The organism is Bacillus sp. J41TS8, from assembly GCF_018333035.1.
GTDB lineage: Bacteria > Bacillota > Bacilli > Bacillales > Bacillaceae > Bacillus > Bacillus paralicheniformis.
Map to the genome: position 1 here is coordinate 36,120 of NZ_BORF01000009.1, position 20,050 is coordinate 56,169.

The 20,050-nt window shown below is 46.1% G+C and carries 18 protein-coding genes; 14 read left to right on the forward strand and 4 right to left on the reverse strand.

Annotated features, from left to right (window positions below; translation table 11 throughout):
* Positions 1–66: 66 nt before the first annotated feature.
* The 3 genes from yodB (at position 67) to KI350_RS13365 (ending at position 1,483) form a co-directional block, all read left to right on the forward strand.
* Entirely contained in the window at positions 67–387 is a 321-nt protein-coding gene (gene yodB / locus KI350_RS13355) for a transcriptional regulator YodB (RefSeq protein WP_065643848.1), read from the forward strand.
* Between the two features lie 5 nt (positions 388–392).
* Positions 393–1,139, forward strand: coding sequence for an SDR family NAD(P)-dependent oxidoreductase (locus tag KI350_RS13360; protein WP_065643849.1), 747 nt, complete (start codon positions 393–395; stop codon positions 1,137–1,139).
* A gap of 65 nt (positions 1,140–1,204) precedes the next feature.
* Positions 1,205–1,483, forward strand: a complete 279-nt coding sequence (locus KI350_RS13365) for a hypothetical protein (protein WP_065643850.1) — start codon at positions 1,205–1,207, stop codon at positions 1,481–1,483.
* A 112-nt stretch (positions 1,484–1,595) separates the two neighbouring features.
* Here the strand turns inward: KI350_RS13365 and exlX are convergent, their stop codons facing one another.
* Entirely contained in the window at positions 1,596–2,294 is a 699-nt protein-coding gene (gene exlX, locus KI350_RS13370) for an expansin ExlX (protein WP_065643851.1), read from the reverse strand.
* A 228-nt stretch (positions 2,295–2,522) separates the two neighbouring features.
* Positions 2,523–2,975, reverse strand: a complete 453-nt coding sequence (locus KI350_RS13375; RefSeq protein WP_065643852.1) for a spore gernimation protein GerT — start codon at positions 2,973–2,975, stop codon at positions 2,523–2,525.
* A gap of 81 nt (positions 2,976–3,056) precedes the next feature.
* On the opposite strand from KI350_RS13375, the gene rarD reads away from it, so the two are divergent.
* The 4 genes from rarD to bshB2 all read left to right on the forward strand — a co-directional run bounded on the left by rarD (position 3,057) and on the right by bshB2 (position 5,373).
* The gene (gene rarD, locus KI350_RS13380) at positions 3,057–3,989 is read left to right on the forward strand and encodes an EamA family transporter RarD (RefSeq protein ID WP_065643853.1); all 933 of its coding nucleotides are present in this window, start codon (positions 3,057–3,059) and stop codon (positions 3,987–3,989) included.
* 74 nt (positions 3,990–4,063) lie between these two features.
* Entirely contained in the window at positions 4,064–4,339 is a 276-nt protein-coding gene (locus KI350_RS13385) for a hypothetical protein (RefSeq protein WP_023857365.1), read from the forward strand.
* Between the two features lies 1 nt (position 4,340).
* Positions 4,341–4,691, forward strand: coding sequence for a YojF family protein (locus KI350_RS13390; RefSeq protein WP_065643854.1), 351 nt, complete (start codon positions 4,341–4,343; stop codon positions 4,689–4,691).
* 16 nt (positions 4,692–4,707) lie between these two features.
* Complete coding sequence (gene bshB2, locus KI350_RS13395; RefSeq protein WP_065643855.1) at positions 4,708–5,373, forward strand: bacillithiol biosynthesis deacetylase BshB2; 666 nt, start codon at positions 4,708–4,710, stop codon at positions 5,371–5,373.
* Between the two features lie 42 nt (positions 5,374–5,415).
* Here bshB2 and KI350_RS13400 read toward each other — a convergent pair whose 3' ends face one another.
* The gene (locus KI350_RS13400; protein WP_065643856.1) at positions 5,416–6,774 is read right to left on the reverse strand and encodes an MATE family efflux transporter; all 1,359 of its coding nucleotides are present in this window, start codon (positions 6,772–6,774) and stop codon (positions 5,416–5,418) included.
* Between the two features lie 1,132 nt (positions 6,775–7,906).
* On the opposite strand from KI350_RS13400, the gene KI350_RS13405 reads away from it, so the two are divergent.
* The 6 genes from KI350_RS13405 to odhB all read left to right on the forward strand — a co-directional run bounded on the left by KI350_RS13405 (position 7,907) and on the right by odhB (position 17,348).
* On the forward strand, positions 7,907–9,220 hold the full coding sequence (locus KI350_RS13405) for a C40 family peptidase (protein ID WP_059230614.1): 1,314 nt from the start codon (positions 7,907–7,909) through the stop codon (positions 9,218–9,220).
* Positions 9,221–9,364: 144 nt separating this feature from the next.
* The gene (locus KI350_RS13410; RefSeq protein ID WP_408580747.1) at positions 9,365–9,925 is read left to right on the forward strand and encodes a superoxide dismutase family protein; all 561 of its coding nucleotides are present in this window, start codon (positions 9,365–9,367) and stop codon (positions 9,923–9,925) included.
* 94 nt (positions 9,926–10,019) lie between these two features.
* The gene (locus KI350_RS13415) at positions 10,020–10,910 is read left to right on the forward strand and encodes an ATP-binding protein (RefSeq protein WP_059230609.1); all 891 of its coding nucleotides are present in this window, start codon (positions 10,020–10,022) and stop codon (positions 10,908–10,910) included.
* A gap of 10 nt (positions 10,911–10,920) precedes the next feature.
* On the forward strand, positions 10,921–12,834 hold the full coding sequence (locus KI350_RS13420; RefSeq protein ID WP_059230607.1) for a nitric oxide reductase activation protein NorD: 1,914 nt from the start codon (positions 10,921–10,923) through the stop codon (positions 12,832–12,834).
* A gap of 384 nt (positions 12,835–13,218) precedes the next feature.
* Positions 13,219–16,053, forward strand: coding sequence for a 2-oxoglutarate dehydrogenase E1 component (sucA, locus tag KI350_RS13425; RefSeq protein ID WP_059230604.1), 2,835 nt, complete (start codon positions 13,219–13,221; stop codon positions 16,051–16,053).
* A gap of 14 nt (positions 16,054–16,067) precedes the next feature.
* Positions 16,068–17,348, forward strand: a complete 1,281-nt coding sequence (gene odhB, locus KI350_RS13430) for a 2-oxoglutarate dehydrogenase complex dihydrolipoyllysine-residue succinyltransferase (RefSeq protein ID WP_059230602.1) — start codon at positions 16,068–16,070, stop codon at positions 17,346–17,348.
* Positions 17,349–17,379: 31 nt separating this feature from the next.
* Here the strand turns inward: odhB and KI350_RS13435 are convergent, their stop codons facing one another.
* Positions 17,380–18,360, reverse strand: a complete 981-nt coding sequence (locus tag KI350_RS13435; RefSeq protein WP_065643857.1) for a bile acid:sodium symporter family protein — start codon at positions 18,358–18,360, stop codon at positions 17,380–17,382.
* Between the two features lie 214 nt (positions 18,361–18,574).
* Here KI350_RS13435 and KI350_RS13440 point away from each other — a divergent pair, with 214 nt between their 5' ends.
* Positions 18,575–19,915, forward strand: coding sequence for a sodium-dependent transporter (locus KI350_RS13440; protein WP_065643858.1), 1,341 nt, complete (start codon positions 18,575–18,577; stop codon positions 19,913–19,915).
* The last annotated feature ends 135 nt before the right edge of the window (positions 19,916–20,050 follow it).

Genomic DNA, 20,050 nt, shown 5'->3' on the forward strand with positions numbered 1-20,050 from the left:
TAACTTTAATGAGTATTTTAATAGCACACATTATATTTGTCAACTGGATATGGAGGGGTGAGAGAATTGGGGTTTACAATGTGTCCTAGAATGGAAGCCGCCTTTTCTTTACTCGGCAAACGATGGAATGGATTGATCATCCATGTTTTATTGGATGGTCCTAAACGGTTTAAAGACTTGACCGAAATGATACCGATGATTAGCCAAAAAATGCTGGCTGAACGTTTAAAAGAGCTCGAACACTGCAAAATAATCGAGCGCCAAGTGCTGCCGGAAACGCCGGTAAAAGTCATCTATCAATTGACAGACAAGGGAACGGCGCTGGAGCCTGTCCTCAAAGAGATACAAACCTGGGCTGAACATCATTGCGATCCGGAAGGGAGCTGACCGGATTGACTAGTAAAGAAACAGTCGTTATTACAGGCGGGGCCAAAGGCATCGGAAGAGACCTGGTGGCCGCCTATGCTCAAAAAGGTTTTATCGTCGTATTTGCCGATGTACTGAAGGAAGAGGGGGAACAGCTTGAAAAAGAGCTGACCGCTTCCGGAGCGCGCGTTCAGTTTGCGGTTTGTGATGTAGGATCTGAAGAAGATGTGAAACGGCTGATGCAGGAAGCTTCCCGAAACGGCCGTTCGATATCGGCGCTCATTAATAACGCGGGCAGATCAGTTTGGAAGTCCCCTTATGACTTGACGGCGCAAGAATGGGACGATGTTCTGAATACCAATTTGAAAGGCGCGTTTCTTTGCGCAAGAGAAGCCGCCAAACAAATGAAAGAAGCGAAAACAGGCGGAGCCATCGTTAATATCGCTTCGACAAGGGCGTTTATGTCCGAGCCGGACTCGGAAGCCTATGCCGCGTCAAAAGGGGGCTTAATCGCTTTGACTCACGCATTGGCCGCGTCTTTAAGCAAAGATTCGATCGTCGTCAACAGCATTTCCCCGGGGTGGATCGAAACCGGGGATGATACTGCCCTGCGGCCTATTGACCACGGGCAGCATTTGTCAAACAGGGTCGGCCGCCCTCAGGATATCGTCAAAGCATGCTTTTATTTGACCGATCCGGACAATCGCTTTGTCACCGGTACAAACTTGACAGTGGACGGCGGAATGACAAAAAAAATGATTTATGAAGAATAGCCCAAACGTTTCCCGACTTTATGAATACCTTTACTATAGGCAGACATAAAGGAGGATAAAAGCCAATGAACCCTCATATGCTTTATTCGAGATCAGGTCCTGCCGGATACCCGGCCAGATTCCCGTTATTCTGGGGTTTTGGAGCGCCGCTTGTCGGCGGATTGCTGGGCGGTTTTCTCGGAAGCGCGATTTTTAACTACCCAAGGCCTTACGCTTACCCGCCGCCATACCCGGGACCTTACGGCGGCGCGCCTTATTACGGCTACGGGGCAGCTCCTGGGGCCGTTCCGTACGGAGGTGTTCCGGGCGCAGCTCCATACAGAGGGGCGGGACCGGGCTATTGATCAATAAGCCAATTGTTGCTGGCATCTAAATGCCGGATGTCCAATATGAAGCGGCGGCCAAAGCTTGCGAATCTTTTCGCCTTTGGCCGCCGTCTCATTCTTTCCGGATCGATCAGTCAGGGAACTGTACTTTTCCAGGTACGGTATATGCGCTTGACGTCCCGTTTTCCGGCAGTTTTTTTATCGTGTCTTTTACGACTTTTCCTCGGATATCTGTAATTCTGACTTTAAGCGGACTTGTCCCGAGATTGGTGCTGACGAAATGGTTGTAGTCCGTTTTCTCCATGTTGATCCACTTTCCGTCTTTGTAATATTCCATTTTCATGACGGGATATTTGTGATTTCTGACTTGGATCGCCGCCCACCACTGGCTGCTGCCTTCTTTGATCCGGTAAGTGAAATTGCCGGTAATCGGCGCTTTGACTACACGCCATTTAATGTTGATTTTGCCGTCTTTCATATCGCCGATCTCGCGAAAAGCGTTCGGTGAAAGGTCAAGAGCGCCCGGCGCGCCTTCAGGATACAGATCGGTCACATAGACGGTCGTTTTTCCTTTCGGCCCTTCAACCCGCAGATAGGCGCCGGCAAGAGCTGCTTTCACTCCGCGGTAATTCATATCTGTCGGATTTAAAGCGGTGATCTTCATATTGGACGGAATCGGATCCAAAAGCAATGCACCGCCGGAGTAACCTGACCCCGTATAAGTGGCGTAGCCCGTATGCAGTGAGTTGTATGCAGCAGAAGCTTGGGGTGAAAAACAAAGGATCGTCAAAAACATTGCTGTGATCAATAGGCTGATTTTCTTTTTCATATTCATCCTCCTGTTTTATAAATTGAGAACCATTATCATTATAAGGACTAACTGACAGCAGCCGAAAGAGGAAATAGTTACAGGGACTTTTTAAGGAATAATGACTAACACTGTCGAAATGTAAAGGCACAGCCTGATGTCAGGCAAATGAGATGATCATCCATGAGGACTAGTGTTAAGATGGTACAGGAAGAAAAAAAACAGCCTGCTTCTCCAAGCTGGCCGTTTTCAAAACGTGATGTCGATTTCAGACAGGTTAAAGTCCTCATTTTTTAAGAACATCACTTCCAAAATGCCGTCTTTAAATATTGCTTTCGTACCCTTTCTGCGTACTAGAGAGGGGAGAACGACTTTTTCCTGCCGCCCTTTTTCAGGGTAGTTTTCTATGATCAGGGTTTGTGAAGTATGTTTAATTTTCAGAAGGTTAAGCTGTTCTTTGGTGAGCGGTACTTTAACAAATACATGGCTTGTCGTTTCAAAAATATCAATCGGATCAGATTCATCTGCCGCCGGTGTTTCTTTTGAGAGAGGGTCACGAAAAGGAAATTGAACTGCATACCCCGGTCCGAAAACGCTTTTCATCATGTGGTGGATATATTGCTCCACATCTTTCGGGTCAGCGTTTTTTAATCCGTCCTTGGAAAACTGCTGAAATGGAAAAAAGCGTTGCCAATCAAACACGATCACACTTCCTTTCACATAGACGGTACAGTATATGCAAAAAAGTGCGGAAAGTGATGAGAAGAAAGGAAAGAAACAGACATGAATCATTCATCTCAAACGAAAGGAATCATTTACACAGCGCTTTCTTATTTGCTGTGGGGGCTCCTTCCTTTATATTGGAAAGTGCTCGATCAGACGGCTGCACTCGATATACTGGCGCACCGGATTATCTGGTCATTTGTTTTCATGTGCGGCGTGCTTCTCGTTTTGCGGCAGTGGAAAAACGGAGTCAAAGCATTTCGCGCGCTTTCGGGAAACCGAAAGGAATTGGTACCGCTCATTTTGTCGTCCGTTCTGATTTCGATCAATTGGTATGTCTACATATGGGCTGTCAGCAACGGCTATATTCTTGAAGCGAGCCTGGGCTACTACATCAATCCGCTCGTATCGATCGTGCTCGGAATTGTCTTTTTAAAGGAAAAGCTGACGCGGATGCAGGGAGCGGCAGTTCTTCTCGCTGCTTTCGGCGTGCTTATTTCCGCCTTCCAGTACGGTTCCGTGCCGTACATCGCTCTGATACTTGCATTCAGCTTCGGGCTCTACGGACTGGCGAAAAAGCGGACATCGCTCTCAAGCGCCATAGGACTTACTTTGGAAACGATGATGATCGCTCCGGTTGCAGCGATCTACCTGCTGTTCTTCAGCCATCCGGAAAAGGCTCAAGCCGCTTCAGGGAGCATCGGCATGATGGTGCTGCTGTTTTTGGCAGGAGTGTTAACCGCGATTCCGCTGCTTTTATTTGCGGAAGGTGCGAAAAAACTTCCGCTTTATCAAGTCGGCATTTTGCAATATATCGCTCCGACCATTACATTATGCTTAGGCGTTTTCGTCTACCATGAACCGTTCAGCAGCAGCAAGGTCTTTACGTTTACCTGCATATGGGCGGCGCTGATTTTGTTTACACTTTCGCAATTTCAATGGAAGAAACCGGAGAAAGTATTTTTGAAAAGAAAAAATTCCTTTCATCCGTAAGCCCTTTTTCTTTTCAATAAGCACCGATTATGTATAATTAAACATTATTGAAGCAATTCGGAGGTTATTCCGTCATGGCAGACGAATTAGAGCTTTTCCGGGCGTATAAAACCCTTTGGAAAAACCGGACGATGGACGGAGAGGGCAGGCAGGCGCTTCATCGGGCGATTGATGATGAGCTGAACGACCTCCGCACCCATCCAAGGCTCAGAAAGACGAAGCACGAAAAATACTATCAATCAATCCGGCGCATTGTGAATTCACAATTGGAACCAGATATGAAGCTCAAGCTGATTGAATGGCATACGGAACGATTGGAGTTATTAACAAACGAAGAAAGCAGGGAGTAACATGAAAGCAATAATAAAAAAAGATGTGCAGGCTTCTTTGGAAACATTTTTAAACCAGCCTGCTTACATTCATTTGGAGACGACAACCGGATCGTATTCCGCGCATAAAGATGAGCAGAACATGACCGTGGTGGCGTATATCAGAAACGCGAAGGTGACCTGCTCCCGGGCTAAAATCACGGGTGAGGGGCCATTTCGCGCCGGTTTGAAAATCGAAGACGGCTGGATCTACGCCGAAGGCCTGACGGATTATACGGTTGATGATGAAGGAAGATTGCTTCTCGCCGGCTATTTGCCGGGCGGCAAACTCGCCATTTCGCTTCAAATCAGCAAAAAGCCATTTGCAGTCTAAAAAGAAGGTGTTATAGATGAAAAAACATTTACTCGTGATCTTGCCGCATCCTGACGATGAATCTTTCGGAGTCGCCGGCTTGATCGCCTTAAACCGAAAAGAAGATATACCTGTCACATACGCGTGCCTGACGCTGGGCGAGATGGGAAGAAATATGGGAGACCCGCTTTTTGCCAACAGGGAAACCCTTCCGCTGCTCAGAAAGCAAGAGCTGATCGACGCCTGCAGGGAAATGGATGTACAGGACTTGCGCATGCTCGGATACCGCGACAAAACGCTCGAATTCGAGGATGAAGAAAAACTGGCCGATCGAATAGAGGCTGTCATCGATGATGTAAACCCGAGCCTTGTTGTGACGTTTTATCCGGGACACGGCGTTCATCCTGACCATGATGCGTGCGGTGCCGCGGTCATCAGGGCATTATCGCGGAAAAAGAAAGAAGACCGGCCGCGCGTCTTATGCATGGCCATCACCCACCACAGAGAAGAGGTTCTTGGCAAGCCTGACGTCGTTCTTGATATCAAAGAAGCCGCAGATATTAAAATGAACGCGCTCAAAGCGCATAAATCTCAAACAGGCGGCTTTATGAAAGAAATAGAGCAAAAACTCGCCAATGGCGAGCCGGTTGTTGAGACATGGTTTGAAAAAGAAACATTTTGGACCTATCAATGGAATGATTAAAATGGTCAAAAAAGGTGTCGGGCATATGAGCCCGGCACCTTTTTATACGCTTTGAGTGTGAATATAGCGGTTTTGAATGTGTTTGAGCCTGAAGAACAGCCCGACTGCACCGGCTGCGAGCCCCGTGATCAGTCCGATCCAGTACCCGAAAGCTCCGAATGAAGTATACGTTCCGATCACAAAACCGACCGGAAGCCCGATAATCCAATACGAGACGAGAGCGGTAACAAGCGTGTAGTTGACATCTTTATATCCTCTGAGCGCTCCTTGTATCGGCGCGGCGATGGCATCTGACAGCTGAAAAAACAACGCATACAGCAAGAAGTCCTTTGTCAGAAGCAGCACATCCCGGTCAGCCGCATACAAACCGGCGATTTGCTCTCTGAACAGTAAAATGATGAGTGCGGTGAATAATGAAAAACCGACCGCTATTGAAATGCCGAGATAGCTGTAGGTTCTCGAGTCTTTAAACCGTTTTGCTCCAGCCTCAAAGCCGACGACAATTGTCAGCGTCATCGATACGCTCAATGGAAGCATGTAAAGAAGCGAAGCGAAATTCATTGCCGCCTGATGGGAAGCGATCGTGACCGTGTCAAAATGGCTCATCAGCAAAGTGACAGCTGCGAATATACTCGTCTCAAAGAAGATGGCGAAACCGATCGGAATCCCGATCTTCAGCAGTTTCATACTTTCAGCAAAAGAAAATGAATAGAATGTTCCAAAAATCCTAAACTGGTGAAACGGCGTCTTTTTGTGGACGATGTATAAAGAGATCAGACAAATGCACCAATATGTGATGGCGGAAGCCATACCGGCTCCTGCTCCTCCAAGCTTTGGAAAGCCGAAGTTCCCGAAAATGAACAAATAATTCAAAACAAAATTAATGGGCAGAGAACAGAGCGTAATCAGCATCGTCACCCGCGTTTTTCCGAGTGAATCAATAAAGCAGCGCATCACATTGTAAACAAACAGCGGCAATATGCCGAGCCCGATGCAGATTAAATATTGCTTTGCGATAACCGCTACCTTCTGTTCAAGATCGAGGTTCTCAAGCACCGGATCAATCAGTAAGTACCCGGAAACGATCACAGCAATGCTGATGATCCCGGCCACATAGACCGATTGAATAACAGTATAAGGGACATCCTTTTGCCGCTTGGCCCCCATCAGCTGGGCGACCATCGGTGTTACAGCCGTCAAAATGCCGGCAAGCCCTGTATAAACGGGGGTCCACAAACTCGAGCCGATTGCGACCCCGGCGAGGTCTGCGGCACTGACTTTGCCTGACATCACCGTGTCGAGAACCGTAATGAGCGACAGTCCCGCTTGCGTAATCAAAATCGGAATTAAAATCGTTAAAAACTGTCTTGTTTTCTCCCGCAAATCCTTTGTTTCCCTCATATCAGTTCCCCGTTTCTTTTGGATAACGAGAGAAATTATAACACGTTATGTATAAAATGCAATAAATGTCTGTTCAATCTTTTTTCGTCTGTTTTGTTTTTTTAAACATTTGCACATAAATAAAGGAAAGAGAAAGGATTCCTAAACATGTACATAAATATTGACATATTTTTTGAATGGCCAAGAAGATTCACCTCCATGTCTTAAAATGCGCCATAAAAGGAAGAATCATGCATGAAAGCGGCGGTAATCAACCGGAAGTTTTTTATGTGCTTTAATAGTCTATTAAGACTATTAATATACAAAAAATAATGAGCATTAAGTTTTATTTTTTCTAATTATCGTTACATTAAGACGGGAAAAAAGAATCTATAAATGAAATAGTAAAACGCCGTTCGATCTAAATAAAAGATGCTCCCAATTCCGGATGTTGGCAAAAAAAATGTGTGATATAGTCAATTTATGGTTTCTTGGAGGAATTTGTGCTGAAATGTAGAAATGTATGAGTGATCCTGATCTTTGCTTTTTGATTAGGCAATAGATGAGGATTGATCGGCGATTTCCGGTAAACTAATGAATATGAATACACAGTTTTTACATCCTCAACTTGAATGCTGGCTTGTCCATCTGTTGACCGTTTGATCCGAGAGAAAAAGAAAGCGGCTGTAAAACGGTACGGAAATCCGCATGTTACGGCGTCTATTCGGGCTGTTTCAGCACATGCAGCATATCCAGTCAACTCCTTCTCGCTGTTTTTCACCATGAACCTCTGATTTTAAAACAACTGATCATCGTATTTCTGAAAAATTGAAACGCAAACCTTTGCAAAAAAAGCATAAGGCATCTCGAGCGCGCGAAAAAAAGTATTGATTTTTGTCAATATGTCTATCAGTCTGTATTTTTAATGAGAAATTTGTAAAAAAACAAAAAGACTATTAAAAAAATATAAAATAGACCGATACAAATCGTGAATTGCATTTTTTGCTTAAGAATATAAAAGGGGGCTTTCGGCCAAAGGTCATACATATGGTGATCAGATCACCTGTCTGATCGGCCGGATAAAGTCTTAAGCAATAGCAAATGTAATGGCATACATAGAGAGAACGAAAATGAAACGGGAGGTTAAAAGGTTATGAAGAAGAAGATAGCAGTAGGTTTGGCGGCCTCTGCGGTAGTTGGAACTTCATTGGCGGCATCACCGGTAGAAGCCCAAACCATCAAGGTGAAAAGCGGAGACTCACTGTGGAAGCTTTCAGCTGATTACAATACCAGTGTTTCGGCACTTCAATCAGCCAACAATCTTTCATCTACAGTTATTTATGTCGGACAAACTTTAAAAGTACCGGACGGCAAGTCAACAAGCAGCTCACAGACAAAATCCGCAAGTTCCAGCTCAAGCTCAAGCACTGCCAAGTCAACTTACACGGTAAAATTAGGAGATTCCTTGTGGCTGATTGCCAAAGACTACAAAACAACCGTAAAAGAGATCAAAAACTTAAACGGGCTGAGCAGCGATATGATTTACCCGGGACAAAAGCTGGTCATTAAAGGAAGCGCGAAAAACACCGGTTCCAGCTCCGGCTCAAGTTCCAGTTCGAAATCATCCAGCTCATCCTCAAGCTCGCAAAGTGCAAGCAGTTCAAGCAGCACATACAAAGTCAAATTGGGCGACTCTTTATGGAAAATTGCCAATAGTTTGAATATGACAGTCGCCGAAATTAAAACGCTGAACAACTTGAAGTCGGACACGATCTACCCGAACCAGGTTCTTAAAGTGAAAGGAACGGTTTCCAGCGGAAGCAAACCATCTTCTGGTTCGTCTTCAAGTTCTTCATCAAGTAAAACGAACACAAGCAGCAGTTCAAAAACGACCACTTACACGGTTAAACCAGGGGATTCTCTCTGGAAAATTGCAAATTCGATGAAGGTGACAGTCCAAAGCATCAGAGAGGCTAATCAATTAAAAACAGATGTTTTGCAAGTCGGCCAGAAGCTTAAAATCTCCGGTGCATCGACTTCCGGATCATCTGGCAGCCCGTCTTCCAGCTCGCCGAACTCTTCAGTTTCAACCGGCACTTCGACAAGCGCAAAGGTCGAACGAATGATTGCGGAAGCAGAAAAGCATATCGGCGTGCCTTACAGATGGGGAGGCAACAACCCTTCAGGCTTTGACTGCAGCGGATTCATCTATTACACGTTGAACAAAGTCACATCTGTCTCAAGGCTGAGCGCAGCCGGATACTGGAACATCATGTCGCCAGTCAGCCAGCCTTCAAGAGGAGACTTCGTTTTCTTCCAAACATATAAAGCGGGCCCTTCACACGTCGGCATTTATTTAGGAAACAACAAGTTTATCAATGCCAACGATTCCGGTGTCACCGTCAGCGACATGAACAATTCCTACTGGAAACAGCGCTATCTCGGCGCAAAACGGTATTCATTTTAAAAAAGCCATTTTATATGGCTTTTTTTTTTGCGTGATTTCAGGATGGTAAGGACAGGTTTAATGCCCCTCTTCATTGTCTAAACTGAAAAGAAAAGCGAAGGGGGAAGCCGTTTGAGAACATTACAGTACATATTGCTCACATGTATGGCTGTTTGTTTGGCAGCTGCATGCAACCAGCAGAAAGAAATCGAGCAAAAAAATGCCGAACAGGAACATAAAGAAACTTTTGAAGCGATGACACAGCCATTAAAAATACCGCTGATCAAACGCGACGGTACGGAGACCGGTTTTATAGAAGTGTCTGAATCTGCTGCAGAAGGCCTTGATATAAGAGTCAGCGTCCATGATCTGCCGCCGGGAATGCTTGCTTTTCATATTCATGAAACGGGCGTGTGTAAAAAGCCTGATTTTGAAAGTGCGGGTGCTCATTTCAATCCTGACCAAAAGGAGCACGGCTTTCACAATCCGAAAGGACCGCATGCCGGTGATTTGCCGAATATTGAAGTCGGAGCCGACGGCAAAGTCGACGTCATCGTAAATGCGCCGGACGTCACCCTCGATCAGAAAAGCAAGTTCAGCTTGCTTGATCATGATGGAAGTGCTTTCATCATTCATGAGCATCAGGATGATGATTTGACAAATCCATCCGGAAACTCCGGAGCCCGGATGGTTTGCGGAGCGCTGACGAACACCGGAAAAAAGTGAATCGGCGCATGGAAGCCGTTTATATTGAGGGCAGCGCATCTTTTCTAGTATACTTACATACAGAAGACGCTTTGAGAAAGGAATTTTACAACACATGAAATATGATCTGCATGAACTAGAGCTGCCTGAAAAAATAAAAGAGCGGCTGATTCAGTCTGCCGCCAAACCTGTTGCCGCGGAATACCAATCATTGATTGGAACGCCCGGTTATGAAGCGGAAGACAGCGCCATTCTCTATGACGCGATGATCGCGCTGTCACTCGGAAAAAACGTTTTGTTAAAAGGCCCGACAGGCTCCGGAAAAACAAAACTTGCCGAAACGCTCTCCGCTTATTTTCAAAAACCTATGCACAGTGTCAACTGTTCTGTGGACCTTGATGCAGAGGCGCTTGTCGGTTACAAAACGATTGAAAACACCGACGGGAACGCCTCTATTGAATTTATCGAAGGTCCCGTGACAAAAGCGATGAACAACGGCCATTTCCTATATATTGACGAAATCAACATGGCGAAACCGGAAACGCTGCCGATCTTAAACGGGGTGCTCGATTACCGGAAAATGATGACCAATCCGTTTACGGGGGACGTCATCAAAGCGAAAGAGGGATTCGGCGTGATTGCAGCGATAAACGAAGGTTATGTCGGAACGGTCCCGTTGAATGAAGCGCTGAAAAACCGGTTTGTCATTATCGACGTGCCCTACATTAAAGGTGACCTGCTGAAACGGGTGCTTGAAACACAATCCGAACTGAAAAATCAGAAGCTGCTGAACCGCTTTGTCACCCTGTCATCGGACTTAATGACGCAGGCTCATAATGGACAGGTTTCTGAAGAGGCCGCTTCCATCAGAGCGCTTCTCGATACTTGCGACTTGTCGACGTATATTCCGCCGCTGCGAGCGATCGAACGGGGCATCGTTGAAAAGCTTGATGATGAACGCGAAAAAGCGGCGGTCCGAAATATTGCCCAAACTTTGTTCGAATGAGGGTTTTTTTATGAAGTTTATTAAATTCAATGACAGCAAGATTGACTCTCTGCTTTTTATGGAGCTGACAGATCTGGCGAAAACGCTCGCAAAAAGCGATCAGGTTGAAGTGGAGTACGGGGTTCAGTCTTATTACAATCCTTTTGAGAAAAAGATCTACATGAGCCATTTTTGGAAAGACAGGAACCACCGGGATATGGTAGACGGTTTGAAAAGTGATGTCTACTTGCGGTCAATCGGCTCCCGCTACAGCTCGATGAAAGACTTTTCCCGCATGCTTGACGCGGCTCGGAAATATCAGTTTAAGAGTTTGGCAAAACAGTTGTTTATGCTTTTTGAAGACATCAGAATCGAAGAGTCCATCAAGAGGGAGCGCCCCGGCACAAAACCGGTATTTTCAAACCGGAAATCAATGTACCGGAAACACTTTGCGACCCAGTTGACGCTGAATTTGGAGCGGAGCATTTTTACAGATGCTTTGTTTTGCGCTGTATATCTTAAGCTGACCGCGGAATCGCCGCTTGATGAGATACCGGCTATCCATGAATCGGTCGATCCGATGAAAGGATTTATAGAAGCCGAGCTCGCCCGCGTATTCGAAGCGCGTTCAACTGCTGACATCGTCTCGATTGTAAGCGGGCTGATGGAAGGTTTCGAAGAGGTGCTCGAAAAGGATATGCTGAATACGTACTTCTTTTTTCCGGAACTGGAATACGACCAAGTTGACGAAGAAGAGCTTTTTCAAGATTTGAAAGCAAAACCGAAGCTGAGCGAGGATCTGACGCTTGAAGAAAAAAGTGCGGGTGACGAGGAAGTTCACGAAGAAGAAATGCCGACTTGGCACAGAGAAACGGAAGCCCCGGCGAAAAGCTTTCTCCAGTTTGATTTGGAGCACGGCGCAAAAACCGATATTTCCGGCGGCGCTTTAAGAGAAGGAGAAGACGGCGACCAAGCGCTCGGGTCTGTTCAGGGAACGGCGAAGCAGACGAAAAGAAAAGACTATTCAAAACTTGAATCGCTTGAATCTGTTCAAGATGAGCCGAACGGCGGCGCCGCACCAGCCGGCAAAGAAAACCGCTATGCGTTTTCGGTGATGAAGCCTCCGGAAAAACCTTCTAACGAAGACATATTAGACTACCAGGCTCAAGCCAAAACAATTGAATCGTATCAAAAACGGCTCAAACAGATGATTCAAAAAACGCTCGAGCATAAAAAAACGCTCCCGAGAACCGATTTGCATGCAGGCAGATTGAACAATAAGCTGCTCCGCTACTTTACAGAGCGCAATCCGCGCCTGTTCTATAAAAAGCAAGAGCCGTCAACAGAGATCGACGCCGTGTTTACATTGCTCGTCGACTGTTCAGCAAGCATGCATGACAAAATGGCGGAGACGAAACGGGGCATTGTTCTGTTTCACGAAGCGCTTAAATCTGTTGCTGTTCCTCACCAAATCGTCGGTTTTTGGGAAGATACGAACGATGCGACAGAGACGAGCCAGCCCAATTACTTCCATACGGTCGTCTCTTTTGCGGATTCCTTAAAAGCAGGCGCCGGACCGCATGTCATGCAGCTTGAACCGGAGGAAGACAACCGGGACGGATATGCGATCAGACAGATGACGAAGATGCTTGTTCAAAGAAGCGAAGCTCAGAAGTTCCTGATCGTCTTTTCAGACGGGGAGCCGGCTGCATTCGATTATGAACAAAACGGGATTGTCGATACACATGAAGCCGTTATGGAAGCGCGGAAACGAAATATCGAAGTCATCAACGTATTTTTATCAAACAGCGAAATTGAAGAATCGCAAGTGAAGACGATACAGGATATGTACGGAAAGTACAGCCTTTTCGTCCCGGACGTCGATCAGCTTCCCGATGTTCTGTACCCGCTTTTAAAAAAGCTGTTGAACAAAAGTATACGATAGATATGACAGATGGCAGCAATACTCGCGGCCATCTGTTTTTTATCGTAGAAACACAGTGAAATATTGAAATTTTTATTATTTTTATCAACTTAATTTTTTGCGGAGCACATCGGGATGTTAAAAAATAGACGGTCAGGGGAAATATGTGAATAAATAATGAGCCGATTTAAGAGAATCCGGTCTGAAAGTTCAAAATTATAAAATTTTTTATTTTTCAAGATGATTTTTTAATTTTATTTGAACAATCTGTGTAGAAACAAATGAGAAACAGTGGTAAAATGTACGTGGAAGCGTTTTTATTACATATTTCTGGGCGCAAGGTTCAGAAGATATATTAAGATAGTGAATCATTCACTTGATTATTAGGTTGGGGGTAATGTTCAAATGTTTCAAAATAGTATGAAACAAAGAATGACTTGGGAAGAATTTCACGGTCCGAACCTCGGCTATGTGCTGGAGCTTTACGATCAATACGTCAAGGATCCAGAAAGCTTGGATGCTGATTTAAAAGAGATGTTTGACGAACTTGGAGCTCCCCCGGGCGATATAAGGGCCGCCTCTCTAAAAAACGAAGAGGCAGATTTCACGGCTGGATCTATTCAAAAAATCGCATCAGCGATAAAACTCGCAGAAGATATTAGAACCTATGGCCATTTAAACGCTTCCGTCAATCCACTGAGAAAAACACAAGAGAAACAGGAGCTTTTTCCTCTTGCTGAGTACGGGTTAACTGAGCAGGATGTGAAAAAAATTCCGGCGTCTGTCCTATGCAAAGATGCCCCTAAAGAAGTAACAAACGGTTTAGAAGCCATTCAGTACTTGAGAAACACATACAAAAAATCGATTTCTTTTGAATTTGACCATGTGCACATTTTTGAAGAGCGCAACTGGCTGATGAAAAAGATCGAATCCGGGCAATTATTCGCCCCGAAATCGAAAGAAAAGCTGGTGGAAGTTTTAAGAAGGCTGACAGAAGTTGAAAGCCTTGAACAGTTTCTCCACAAAACCTTTGTCGGGCAAAAACGCTTTTCAATAGAAGGACTTGATGCGCTTGTTCCCATGCTGGATGATATTATCGCCAAGTCCGTTTCGGCAGGTACGACAAACGTTAATATCGGTATGGCGCACAGGGGCCGCCTGAACGTTCTTGCGCATGTGCTCGGAAAACCTTATGAAATCATTTTTTCTGAATTCCAGCATGCGCCGAACAAGGATCTCGTTCCGTCGGAAGGTTCGACAGGGATCAATTACGGCTGGACGGGTGACGTAAAATATCACCTCGGCGCCAACCGTCAGATTCAGGATGAGCATACGAAAACGGCGCGCATTGCGCTCGCGAACAATCCGAGCCACCTGGAGTTCATCGATCCGATCGTTGAGGGTTCGACAAGAGCCGCCCAGGAAACGAGAACGGAGAGCGGCTATCCGGTTCAAGACGTCAAAAAATCGCTGGCGATTCTGATTCACGGCGATGCGGCATTCCCAGGGGAAGGCATTGTCGCGGAAACGCTGAATTTAAGCCAGCTTAAAGGCTATCAGGTGGGCGGAGCGATTCACATTATCGCCAATAACATGATCGGCTTTACGACGGAAAGCAATGAGTCAAGATCGACAAAATATGCAAGCGACCTTGCAAAAGGTTTTGAAATTCCGATCGTCCACGTCAATGCGGATGATCCTGAAGCATGCCTTTCAGCAGTTCAGCTCGCTGTTGAATACCGCATGACTTTCAACAAAGACTTTTTGATCGATCTGATCGGCTACCGCCGTTTCGGCCACAATGAAATGGATGAGCCGTCTGCAACGCAGCCGATGCTGTATGATGCGGTCAGAAAGCACCCGACCGTCAAGAACATCTTTGCTGAAAAGCTGATTCATAACGGGATCGTCGATAAAGAAACCGTCGACAAAATCGGGGACGCTGTCATGAAGCGTTTAGAAGAAGCCTATCGCAAAGTGCCGGCCAAGAAGGAAGACATGACGCATGAAATCGTTCTTCCCGAGCCTGTTTCCAACGGTTTTCCTGATGTTGACACGTCGGTTGATGTTGAAACGTTGCGCAAAATCAATCAGGAGCTTGTTTCATGGCCTGAAAACTTCAACGTTTTCGATAAGCTGAAGCGAATCCTCGAAAGGCGCGCCAAAGCGTTCGACGATGACCGAAAAGTCGACTGGTCGCTAGCAGAGGCAATGGCTTTTGCGTCCATTTTGAAAGACGGCACGCCTCTAAGGCTGACCGGGCAGGATTCAGAACGCGGCACATTCGCACACCGCAACCTTGTCCTTCACGACAGCAAGACAGGGGACGAATTCATCGCACTGCATCACCTTGCAGATACGAAAGCGTCATTTGCGGTTCACAACAGCCCGCTTTCTGAAGGGTCCGTCCTTGGCTTTGAATACGGATATAACGTGTCTTCGCCGGAAACGATGGTGATCTGGGAAGCGCAGTTTGGCGACTTTGCAAACGCGGCGCAAGTGTACTTTGATCAGTTCATTTCTGCAGGAAGAGCGAAATGGGGACAAAAATCAGGGCTCGTTGTTCTCTTGCCGCACGGCTATGAAGGGCAGGGACCTGAGCATTCAAGCGGAAGAACGGAACGCTTCCTTCAGCTGGCGGCGGAAAACAACTGGACTGTCGCCAACTTGACGAGCGCTGCCCAGTACTTCCATATTTTAAGAAGGCAGGCGAAGATGCTCCTTCGCGAGGAGATCCGCCCGCTGATCATCATGACGCCGAAAAGCCTGCTGAGAAATCCGAATACCGTGTCAGAAGTGCAGGAGCTCAGCGACAGTAACTTTAAGCCGGTCTATGAAATGTCAGGACTTTCCCATCAGTATGACAAAGTGACGCGCCTCGTCCTTTCAAGCGGTAAAGTTTCGATTGACATCAGCAGCCATTTCAATAAAATGGAAGGTGAAAAAGATTGGCTGCACATTGCACGGGTTGAAGAGCTGTATCCGTTCCCTGCAAAGCATATTAAAGCGATCTTCAGCAAACTCCCGAATTTGGAGGAGATTGTCTGGGTACAGGAAGAACCGCAAAATATGGGTGCATGGAACTATATTGAGCCTTATTTAAGAGAGATTGCTCCAAAGGACGTGAAGGTCCGCTATATTGGCAGAAGAAGACGTTCAAGTCCGGCAGAAGGGGATCCGACGGTTCATAAAAAGGAACAGGAACGCATTGTATCTGATAGCTTGACTCGCAAAAATTAAGGGGGAACTAAAAAATGGCGGAAATTAAAGTACCTGAATTAGCGGAATCAATTTCAGAAGGAACGATAGCCCAATGGCTGAAACAACCGGGAGATTATGTAGAACAAGGGGAATTCCTGCTTGAGCTTGAGACTGATAAAGTCAACGTTGAATTGACGGCAGAGCAGTCCGGCGTTCTTCAGGAAGTGCTGAAAGATTCCGGTGACACGGTTCAGGTCGGCGAAATAATCGGAACGATTTCAGAAGGCGAAGGCGAAGGAGGCAAATCAACGGCTCCTCAAGCTGACGCTCAAGAAAGCGCCGGCGCTCCGGAAGAGAAGGCAGCCTCGTCTGAAAAGACAGCCGAACCTCGCGAAAGCGCGAACGATGAGGCGGATACATCCAAAACAAGAACAATCGCTTCTCCGGCTGCCCGAAAGCTCGCCCGTGAAAAAGGCATCGATTTATCGGAGATTCCTACCGGTGATCCGCTCGGAAGGGTCAGAAAGCAGGATGTTGAATCTTATCAGAAGAACGAGCAGCCGCCAAAAGCTCAGCCTGAACCAAAACGCGAAACACAGGCGCCGGCCGCTAAACAAACCGAAAATGCAGGTAAACCGGTAGAGCGTCAAAGAATGTCCCGCCGGAGACAGACGATCGCCAAACGCCTCGTTGAAGTTCAGCACACCGCCGCTATGCTGACGACATTCAACGAAGTGGACATGACGGCGGTCATGAACCTAAGGAAACGCCGAAAAGATCAATTCCTTGAGCAGCATGATGTGAAGCTCGGATTCATGTCATTCTTTACAAAAGCTGTTGTCGCCGCGCTGAAAAAATATCCGCTCCTCAATGCGGAAATTCAAGGTGACGAGCTTGTGATCAAAAAATTCTATGACATCGGAATCGCTGTAGCTGCGCCGGATGGCCTCGTCGTACCGGTCGTGCGCGATGCAGACCGCAAAACCTTTGCAGATATTGAAAGGGATATCGGAGAGCTTGCGAAGAAAGCGAGAAATAACAAATTGTCGCTCAACGAGCTTCAAGGCGGCTCCTTTACAATCACAAACGGAGGAACGTTCGGATCACTGTTATCGACTCCGATTTTGAACAGTCCGCAAGTTGGTATTTTAGGGATGCATAAAATCCAGCTGCGCCCTGTGGCAATTGATGAAGAGCGTTTCGAAAACCGCCCGATGATGTACATTGCATTATCGTACGACCACCGGATCGTCGACGGTAAAGAGGCGGTCGGCTTCCTGGTTACGATTAAAAATCTGCTTGAAGATCCTGAACAGCTTCTGTTGGAAGGTTAAATCAAGAAAAAAGCTTTGGCCGCATGTACGGTCAAAGCTTTTTGTTTATCATCTGCGGGGCAGGAGAATGATTGTCATTCTTCTGCTTATTTGTTTTTTTGCCCCAATATGTCGCAAGCCATGAGCCTGAAAGGTTATGCCAGACACTGAAAACAGCGCTCGGAACAGCGGAAAGAGGGGAGAAGTGCGCCGTCGCCAATGCCGCGCCGAGACCCGAATTTTGCATCCCGACCTCAATGGCTACGGCTTTTTGTGATGCATAATCCATTTTAAAGCACTTTGCCAAAACAAAGCCAAGGAAAAGCCCGAGGCCATTATGAAGAATGACGACCGCAAAAATCAACAGCCCCGATTGAATAATGTTTTCCCGGTTGCCTCCGACGACCGCGGAGACGATGGCGACGATGCCGAGAACAGAGACGAGCGGAAGCACCTGCACAGCTTTTTTCACTTGTTTTTTAAAGAAAAATTGAACGATCAGCCCGGCGATAATCGGGAACAGCACGGCCTGCAAAATCGACACGAACAGCGAGCCCGGAGATACTGGAAGCCATTCTTTTGCGAAAAATAAAATGAGAAACGGCGTTAAAAAAGGGGCAAGCAATGTGGAAACCGTTGTAATCGCCACTGACAGGGCGATATTCCCTTTCGCCAAAAATGTCATGACGTTTGATGCCGTTCCCCCGGGGCAGCATCCCACTAAAATGACCCCAACCGCTATTTCAGAGGGAAGACCGAGTCCATAGGCCAGTCCGAAAGCGAGCAGCGGCATGACCGTATATTGAACCATCACACCGATCAGCACATGCAGGGGACGTCTCAGCAGCTCTTTAAAATCGTCCGCTGACAATGTCAATCCCATGCCAAACATAATCACGCCAAGCAGGATGGTAATATAAGGGATAATCCAGGTGAACTGCGTCGGAAAGGCAAAGCCGAGAACCGCAAACAGAATCACCCAAATGGCGAACGTTTTTCCTGCAAATTGACTGATTTTGATCAAATAACTCATAAGTCCAGCTCCTCACATCTGTAGAAAATATAACATTCTCTTATTATAATTAATATTCTGAATAATTCAATACTAGTAAAATGCGTATTTGTTTTAAATAATATTATTATGTAAACTGAAAGAAATGTTTGAAAACCTTGACGAATTCGTTTATGCTTTTTAAAATGATAGTTTGTAGCCATATGCAATTAGACCGAGAAGAAGAGGTGCTTAAGTGGAAAATAAACAAAATATATGGTCATCAAAGCTTGGATTTATCTTAGCTTCGGCCGGCTCGGCAATCGGGCTCGGCGCGATATGGAAGTTTCCTTATGTCGCCGGAACAAGCGGCGGCGGAGCATTTTTACTTATGTTTATTCTTTTTACTTTATTGATTGGGCTTCCGTTATTAATGGCGGAGTTCATTATCGGCAGAAAGACTCAAAAAGATGCCGTTGAATCCTATAAGGAGCTGGCGCCCGGCTCGCTTTGGCACTGGATTGGACGCCTCGGCATTATCACGTGTTTCATTCTGCTGTCTTTCTATAGTGTTGTCGGCGGCTGGATCATCATTTACATTATTAAAGGGCTGACCGGTGAACTGTCAAGAAGTACGGATTATGCCGGTCTTTTCGGGGAGACGATTGCAAATCCGTATCTCGTTCTTGCGAGCCAGTTTGCATTTATCATGATAACGATCCTTGTCGTTTCCAAAGGAGTCAGAAGCGGAATTGAAAAAGCGAGCAAGTTTATGATGCCTGCTCTGTTCATTATTTTTCTGCTGTTGATCATCCGTTCGCTCACACTTCCCGGTTCAATGGAAGGATTGGAGTTTTTCTTAAAACCTGACCTTTCCCATATCACAGCCAAAACGGTGCTGTTTGCGCTTGGACAATCCTTTTTCTCGCTGAGTGTCGGTGTTTCCGTTATGGTAACGTACAGCTCTTATTTATCGAAAAAAGAAAACCTTGTACAGTCGGCCGTTTCAGTGACTTTGCTCAATGTATCTGTAGCGATTCTTGCCGGGTTTGCGATTTTTCCGGCCGTTTTTTCATTCGGATTATCTCCTGATGCCGGCCCGATGCTGTTATTTAATGTGCTGCCGTCAGTCTTTCATAAGATGCCTTTAGGAATCGTCTTTTTATTGGCGTTTATGCTCTTATTTTTATTTGCTACACTGACGTCCGCATTTTCTATGCTTGAAATCCTTGTTTCTTCCTTGTCAAAAGGGGATCCTAAAAAAAGACAGGCTTTCGCTTGGGCCGGAGGAATTGCGATTTTCCTATTCGGAATTCCTTCAGCATTATCATACGGCGTGCTTCAGGATGTATCGATTTTTAATCTATCGATTTTTGATGCGGCGGATTACCTTGTCAGCAATATTTTAATGCCGCTCGGCGCTTTGCTCATCGCCGTTTTTGTGCCGCTCAAAATCCCGAAAGACGAGCTGTTTGCCGAATTGAAAGAGGGCTCTAAAATTAGCAGAAAATGGTTTGCGGCATGGCTTCTGCTGATCCGCTACGCCGCTCCGATCGTCATTATTGTCGTCTTTTTGGACGTCATTGGCGTATTCTAAGATTGAATGGTTTATAAGGCCGGACAAATCCGGCCTTTTTTTCATGCAGACAGTTTGAGTGCCGCTAATGATAAGCATCGCGGTATGATCGGTTTAATAAAGGGGGCAGGAAAAAATCGACTTTTTTCTGCGCAG